The sequence below is a fragment of the Pseudomonas sp. genome (genome assembly GCF_035554175.1).
Lineage (GTDB): Bacteria > Pseudomonadota > Gammaproteobacteria > Pseudomonadales > Pseudomonadaceae > Aquipseudomonas.
In genome coordinates, this window is record NZ_DATMIV010000026.1 from 1 (window position 1) to 8,134 (window position 8,134).

General features: G+C 59.8%; 2 protein-coding genes. One reads left to right on the forward strand and one right to left on the reverse strand.

Annotated elements, in window-relative coordinates:
- The first annotated feature begins 265 nt into the window (after window positions 1-265).
- Window positions 266-3,976 (forward strand): methionine synthase, encoded by a 3,711-nt coding sequence (metH, locus tag VNV36_RS13460; protein ID WP_325718203.1) that lies wholly within the window; start codon window positions 266-268, stop codon window positions 3,974-3,976.
- 49 nt (window positions 3,977-4,025) lie between these two features.
- Here metH and VNV36_RS13465 read toward each other — a convergent pair whose 3' ends face one another.
- Entirely contained in the window at window positions 4,026-8,084 is a 4,059-nt protein-coding gene (locus VNV36_RS13465; RefSeq protein WP_325718204.1) for an NEL-type E3 ubiquitin ligase domain-containing protein, read from the reverse strand.
- Between the last annotated feature and the right edge of the window lie 50 nt (window positions 8,085-8,134).

Genomic DNA, 8,134 nt, shown 5'->3' on the forward strand with positions numbered 1-8,134 from the left:
CGGCCGGCTGAGCCAGCGAAGCCGATGGGCCGGACGGTGGACTGGAAGAGATTGCGTTCATGATTGCTCCTGTTTAATGGAGCCATCAGCAAATCATTTCAGGCCATTGCATTTGCGGTATCCGGCTATGGCTCGACCGGCCGTACGTAACAAAAAATGTGCCGGCGTACATGAGCGATATTCATGCAAAAGCCACACATGCTCCAAAAGCGCACAGGTTTGCTATGATCCCGCTCCTTCGTAATGGTCTTTCCGAGTAGTCCACATGTCCGATCGCAGCGTCCGCCTTCAAGCTCTCAAGCAAGCCCTTAAAGAGCGCATCCTGATTCTCGACGGCGGGATGGGCACGATGATCCAGAGCTACAAGCTCGAAGAGCAGGATTATCGCGGCAAACGCTTCGCGGACTGGCCGAGTGACGTCAAGGGTAACAACGACCTGCTGGTAATCACCCGTCCTGACGTGATCGGCGGCATCGAAAAAGCCTATCTGGACGCCGGCGCCGACATTCTCGAAACCAACACCTTCAACGCCACGCGCATTTCCATGGCCGATTACGGCATGGAAGAGCTGGCGTACGAATTGAACGTGGAAGGCGCACGTCTGGCGCGCAAGATGGCCGACGCCAAGACCGCCGAAAACCCCGCCAGGCCGCGCTTCGTTGCCGGCGTGCTCGGCCCGACCAGCCGTACCTGCTCGCTGTCGCCAGACGTCAACAACCCCGGCTACCGCAACGTGACTTTCGATGAGCTGGTGGAGAACTACACCGAAGCCACCAAAGGCCTGATCGAGGGCGGCGCCGACCTGATCCTGATCGAAACCATCTTCGACACCCTCAACGCCAAAGCGGCGATCTTCGCCGTGCAAGGTGTGTTCGAAGAGCTGCACATCGAATTGCCGATCATGATCTCCGGGACCATCACCGATGCGTCCGGCCGTACCCTGTCCGGCCAGACCACCGAAGCGTTCTGGAACTCGGTGGCGCACGCCAGGCCAATCTCGGTCGGCCTGAACTGCGCCCTCGGCGCCAGTGAGTTGCGCCCGTACCTGGAAGAGCTGTCGAACAAGGCCAGCACCCACGTATCCGCGCACCCCAACGCCGGCCTGCCCAATGAATTCGGCGAATACGATGAACTGCCGGCGCAAACCGCCAAAGTCATCGAAGAGTTCGCCCAGAGCGGATTTCTCAACATCGTCGGCGGCTGCTGCGGCACCACGCCGGGCCACATTGAAGCCATCGCCAAAGCCGTGGCCGGTTACGCGCCACGGCAGATTCCGGACATTCCCAAGGCCTGCCGTCTCTCGGGCCTGGAGCCGTTCACCATCGATCGCAGCTCGCTATTCGTCAACGTCGGCGAGCGCACCAACATCACCGGTTCGGCGAAATTCGCCCGCCTGATCCGTGAAGACAATTACACCGAAGCCCTCGAAGTCGCCCTGCAGCAGGTCGAGGCCGGCGCGCAGATCATCGACATCAACATGGACGAGGGCATGCTCGATTCGAAGAAGGCCATGGTGACCTTCCTCAATCTGATCGCTGGCGAACCGGATATCTCGCGCGTGCCGATCATGATCGACTCGTCGAAATGGGAAGTCATCGAAGCCGGCCTCAAGTGCATTCAGGGCAAGGGCATCGTCAACTCGATCAGCATGAAAGAAGGCGTCGAGCAGTTCATCCACCATGCCCGGCTGTGCAAGCGCTACGGCGCTGCGGTGGTGGTGATGGCGTTCGACGAAGCCGGCCAGGCCGACACCGAAGCGCGCAAGAAAGAAATCTGCAAACGCTCCTACGACATTCTGGTCAACGAAGTCGGTTTCCCGCCGGAAGACATCATCTTCGACCCGAATATTTTCGCCGTCGCCACCGGCATCGAAGAGCACAACAACTACGCGGTCGACTTCATCAACGCCTGCGCCTACATCCGCGACGAGCTGCCGTACGCCCTGAGCTCCGGTGGTGTGTCCAACGTGTCGTTCTCGTTCCGGGGCAACAACCCGGTGCGTGAGGCGATCCACTCGGTGTTCCTGCTCTACGCAATCCGCGCCGGCCTTACCATGGGCATCGTCAACGCCGGCCAGCTGGAGATCTACGACCAGATCCCGGTCGAGCTGCGCGACGCCGTCGAAGACGTGATCCTCAACCGCACCCCGGAAGGCACCGACGCCCTCCTCGCCATCGCCGACAAGTACAAGGGCGACGGCAGCGTCAAGGAAGCCGAGACCGAAGAGTGGCGCAACTGGGACGTCAACAAGCGTCTGGAACACGCGCTGGTCAAAGGCATCACCACGCACATCGTCGAAGACACCGAAGAATCCCGGCTGTCGTTCGCCCGCCCGATCGAGGTGATCGAAGGCCCGCTGATGTCCGGCATGAACATCGTCGGCGACCTGTTCGGCGCCGGCAAAATGTTCCTCCCGCAAGTCGTGAAATCCGCCCGGGTGATGAAGCAGGCCGTGGCACACTTGATTCCGTTCATCGAACTGGAGAAAGGCGACAAGCCGGAAGCCAAGGGCAAGATCCTCATGGCCACGGTGAAAGGCGATGTGCACGACATCGGCAAGAACATCGTCGGCGTGGTGCTCGGTTGCAACGGCTATGACATCGTCGACCTCGGCGTGATGGTCCCGGCCGAGAAGATCCTGCAGGTTGCCAGAGAAGAGAAATGCGACATCATCGGCCTCTCCGGCCTCATCACCCCGTCACTGGATGAAATGGTGCATGTCGCCCGCGAAATGCAGCGTCAGGATTTTCATCTGCCGCTGATGATCGGTGGCGCGACCACCTCCAAGGCGCATACCGCGGTGAAGATCGAGCCGAAGTACAGCAACGATGCGGTGGTCTACGTGACTGACGCCTCGCGTGCGGTGGGTGTGGCGACACAGTTGCTGTCCAGGGAATTGAAGGCCGGTTTCGTCGAGAAGACCCGACTGGAATACATCGATGTGCGCGAGCGCACGTCCAATCGCAGCGCCCGCACCGAGCGCCTGAGCTACGCCGCCGCCATCGCGAAGAAGCCGCAGTTCGACTGGGCCAGTTACCAGCCAGTGAAACCGACCTTCACCGGCAGCAAAGTGCTCGACAATATCGATTTGAAGGTGCTGGCCGAGTACATCGACTGGACGCCGTTCTTCATTTCCTGGGACCTGGCCGGCAAATTCCCGCGCATCCTCGAAGACGAAGTGGTCGGTGAGGCCGCCACTGCACTGTACAAGGACGCGCAGGAAATGCTCGCCAAATTGATCGACGAGAAACTGATCAGCGCTCGCGCGGTGTTCGGTTTCTGGCCGGCCAATCAGGTGAATGAGGACGACATCGAGCTGTACGACGATGCCGGCAAGCCATTGGCCAGACTGCATCACCTGCGTCAGCAGATCATCAAGACCGACGGCAAGCCGAACTTCTGTCTCGCCGACTTCGTTGCGCCGAAGGACAGCGAAGTCACCGACTATGTGGGTGGCTTCATTACCACCGCCGGCATCGGCGCCGAAGAAGTCGCCAAGGCCTATCAGGACGCCGGCGACGACTACAACTCGATCATGGTCAAGGCCCTCGCCGACCGGTTGGCCGAGGCCTGCGCCGAATGGCTGCACCAGCAGGTGCGCAAAGAGCACTGGGGTTACGCCAAGGATGAAACCCTTGATAACGATGCGTTGATCAAAGAGCAGTACCGTGGCATCCGCCCGGCTCCCGGCTACCCGGCCTGCCCGGATCACACCGAGAAAGCCGCGCTGTTCACCCTGCTCGATCCCGAAGCTGCGGAAATGCGCGCCGGGCGCAGCGGTGTATTTCTTACCGAACACTACGCCATGTTCCCGGCCGCGGCGGTCAGTGGCTGGTACTTCGCCCATCCGCAGGCGCAATACTTTGCCGTGGGCAAGATCGACAAGGATCAGGTGCAAAGCTACACCGCGCGCAAAGGTCAGGATCTGAGCGTGACCGAGCGCTGGCTGGCGCCGAACCTGGGTTACGACAGCTGAGCCCGGCCACGAACCTGAGAGCGCCCTGCTCTCAGGTTCGTTCACTCACTCAATTGCGGCGCGAAGGTCCAGGTCTTGACGGGCCTGGTTGCGGTTCACCTCCACTGGGCGGCGCAAGCCTCGCCAGTTCTGCGCGAGTCAGGGCGTTGAGTTTCTCGATGCGCGCTTGCGCCAGTTCCACCTCCAGGGCGCTCATCGCGTCGACATAAAGCTTGATCGACGCCTCGTCGTCTCGGTCAGGATGCGCATCCTCGACCTCTTCCTGGCGCCTCGTGGCATTGGCCTGAAGCTCATCGAACACCTCGCTGTGGCGATCCTCCAGATAGCGAATCCAGTAGTCGCGGGCAATCAGGTCCTCCAGAAACAGATCCGACGCTTCATCGGCGAGCACCGAGTTACGCGCGTTAATTAACCGCTGCCCGTGAATCGGCGCGTCATACAGCATATGTTTCGGTTGCGCGGGTAACTCCAGGCCGTCCGGCCAGTCGTCAATCATGCCGATCCGGTATTGCAGACGAACCTCCGCACGATCCTTGTTTTTCGCCGCGGCTTCCGCCAGACGGTCGATCCGCTCCAGACGAAACAGGCGCCGGGTCAGATTGAGCAAGGCTCGGCCGCGCTGCTCCAGGCGGTTTCGCGGGATGTCGCGCAGCGCGTTATACACATACACCCGCGTTTCCAGTTCGCTGAACGACAAAATCCGCCCATCGGGGCAGGTTCCGTGGGTCTGGGCATTGAGAAACAGCACCTCGCGTAGCTCGGTATTTTCGCTGGCAGCCTGGATGACTTGCCACACCCGATTGGTCAGGTCGGCTCCCGACTGCTTGAATTCGAGAGTAGCGGGCAGTGTCGTCAGCAAATGAAAGAACGGCTCGTGGTTGGCCTCTTCGGCCAGTTGCTGCCACAGCGCCTGCCGGGTCGCACGCTCATCGGGCGCAGCATGCTCGAGCCAGGTTTCCATCGCCTGCGCACTGATGTCTTTCGATGGATCGGCAATGACCTCTGGCGCCTCGACACGTGCATGCGGATCAACGCGCGTTGCGCCGCCACTGCCACTCGGCCCCTGACTCGAACCCGCACCGGCGTCGGGAAGGTTTTCGAGTTCAAGCTCACGTTGTGCGATTCCACGCTGCAGATCCGCCTGCGAATAGCCCATCACGGCGCGGCCTGCGTTCGCCGTGCTGTAGTCCCTGAGCTGTTCCAGTGAGTTGAGCGCCAGTTCGTTACCCGACAAGTCCGTGCCCGCCACCAGCCTTGCATGGTTTCTGTCCAGCAGCCTGTCCGGGAAGAATGTGATGTCGTTATTCGACACATCCAGGGTTTGCAAATACGCCAGATCAAGCACGCCTTCAGGCCAGAAATCCAGACTGTTGCCGGCCAGATTCAAGGTCTGCAGACGGCTGAAGCCAGCGGCATTGAATTCGTCCAGCTGATTGTGGCTGAGGTCGAGCCAGCCCAGACGTGGCCCGCCTGCCTGCTGATACACGCTCTGCGCCGAGACCAGCCGGTTACTGCTCATGTCCAGCCGTTCGAGCCGGATCAGACGGCTCACCCCTTCCGGCACGACTCGCAACTGATTGCCGCTGAGCACCAGGGTGCTCAGCTCGGGGAACGCCGCGCAGAACTCGTTGAAATTTTGCGGCGAAAATCTTGTACCCGTCAGATTCAGCGTGCGCACGCGGGATAACACTTGGGGCAATATCGGTAAGTCACCGGTTTGCAACCCGCTGAGATCCAGCGTCCGCCCGGCGTCGTCGGTGTAAGCGGTCAGCCCGTCCAGCCAGCAATCACGGATTTTCCTCGCCGCGAAAGTCGTGCTTTGCTCAGACTGGATGCGGGGTCTGGGCGTAGAGCGGAATATCCAGCCGTTCAACTGGCGTGTCAGCAACTCATCGCTGGCTTGCCATTCGCTGATGCGCGCGTCGATCTGCGCATCGCTCAGCCCGTCTTTGCGTAATCGCGCTACACATTCCCCAGCTTGCTCACTGGAAAGCAGCGGATTGAGCTCCTGCACACGGCTGCTCAGGTCGGTAACACCCTCAACCGCAGCAGAGCGAGGGCGTAGCGGCAGTAAACGGCTGGTTCGAGAAAGCGCCGTCTCAGGCGGTGAGGTAATTGAATCCACGTAACTCGATGAAGATTCGGTGTCGTACAGTTTCAACGCACCCTCGGGCAACCCCTTGGCCGCTTCGATACGTTGCCGCGCCATTGCCAGGGCTGTCTCGCCTGCCGGGGTGAAGCGGTTGCCTGCCAGACGGATCTTGAGCAGCAGAGCGTCGTTCGCCAGCACGGCATCGGGCAGCGAACCGATGTTGTTGTTGCGAAGGTCGAGTCTGTTCAGATCAGGCAAATTTTCGACACCTGTCGGCCAGGCGGTCAGTTTGTTGGCATACAGATTCAGTGTCTGCAACCCGGTCATCGAAGAGGCGTCGAAAGCGGTCAGCTTATTCTCTCGCATGGAGAGGTTTTCAAGCTTTTTCAATCCATTGAGCTGGCGCTGAACCGTGGGCGTGCTCTCGATTTCATTGCGAGCCAGATCCAGCTTTGTCAACTGTTCGAGCTCGCCCGGTGCAATCGGCACCTCAGTCAGGCCGGCGCCGTCGATTGTCAGCCCCCGCGCGCCGGTGAAAGCCGGCAGAAAACCGCGGATTTGTTCGACCGGCACCCTCAGCGTATACAGTTCTACGTTTCGCACATGGGAAAACGCTCCGACCGGCAATGTCGGCAATTCGCTGAAGAGCTTGCCATTGTCGATCGCCTCGGGGTAGTACAGGTACAGAACCTCCCGTTCATATCCGGGAGTCGGGTCAAGCAGTGGATGGGGCTGGGTGGCATCCGGGAGATATCGCCCGCGCACGGCGGCGCGCCAGTTTTTTTCAAGCGCGGAATGAATCCTGAAGTTGGGTACCTGTAGCCAGCGCGGCAGTAGCGCAGACGTTCTCAAGTTGCCCGAGGCCGTCGGTTGATAAAACGAACGGAAAATTCCATGGTGCTCGAGCCGTAACGCTTCCACGGCCTTGAGCCGCGTTTCGGGTGTGCTCCACCGGGTCATGAACTGTCGGGACAGCAAATCGTCCTGTCTGATCAGAAACTGCAGTTCACCTGTGCAGTAACCGCGAACCATCTCATCCAGATCAACCAGATGCCCCAATGGCCCCGTATAGTTCTTGACGTACTCGTAGGCAGGCTTGAAAGCCTCATAGGGAAACTTCGACCAATTCATCGACAACCCTGCCCATAGTTTTTCATGTCCGGTGTAGAGCGCCTGGGGAATGGCGGCGATAGAAGTATTGACCAGATCCAGGCGCTCCAGGGTTTGCAGCCGCTCTACGGACGCTGGCCATTGCGACAGAGTGGGCGCTTCGATCCTGAGGCTTTTAAGTTGCCTGAGCGGTTTCAGATCAAGGTTTGGCAGGGCGGGAAGGTAACCGGTGAACTTGAAGTGAAGCGCTTCAACAGAGGTCAACGCCTGCAATCGCTTGGGGAAATTGCTGGCCAATGTCCTGGTCGGCGTTGTGAACCTCAGGCTTTTCAGCTTGGCCATCCGTTTCACAGCCGAAGGCACGGTGGTCAGTGTCCGCTCGGTCAATACGGAGCTATCGAAGAAAGGGTGTTGCAAGCCCAGCGAGAGCGTTTCGACGTTGGCAAAACGCGACAGGAAAACGTCGGCATTGGCGTCGAACACGCCATTGCCTTCAATCGACAGTTCGCGCACATGGGAAAAGTCTGCCGTCAGCTCTGGCAAGGGTTCGTAGGGGGCAATGTAGAGCTTGGCGGCGTCCGCCACGTCAGCGGCCAGTGGTGCGTTTTGCCAGCAGGTTTTCAGCGCTTGTACTGTCACTATTCTGCTTTGGGCGTACGGGAGCCGGGCCTCGGGCACGCTTAGCGATCCCCGCCATAGGTCCAATGTGGTTTCAAGTTGTTCCCATTCTTTGCGACGGGCCTCGATGAGCTTGAAGATCTTTTTTTCACTCTTGCCTGCCCGCCACTGCTTGAGAATGAACCCGTTAGCCTGTGCTTCGGTCATGCTCGGGTAGACATCGAGCAAGCGTGCGGTCAGGTTGGGGTTGGGCCCCCGGCCTCTGCCACTGGCGGAGTAACCGACCATCCTCTCGTTGATTCGCACAGGCGGCTTGAACCATTTGGCTGACGGTTCCA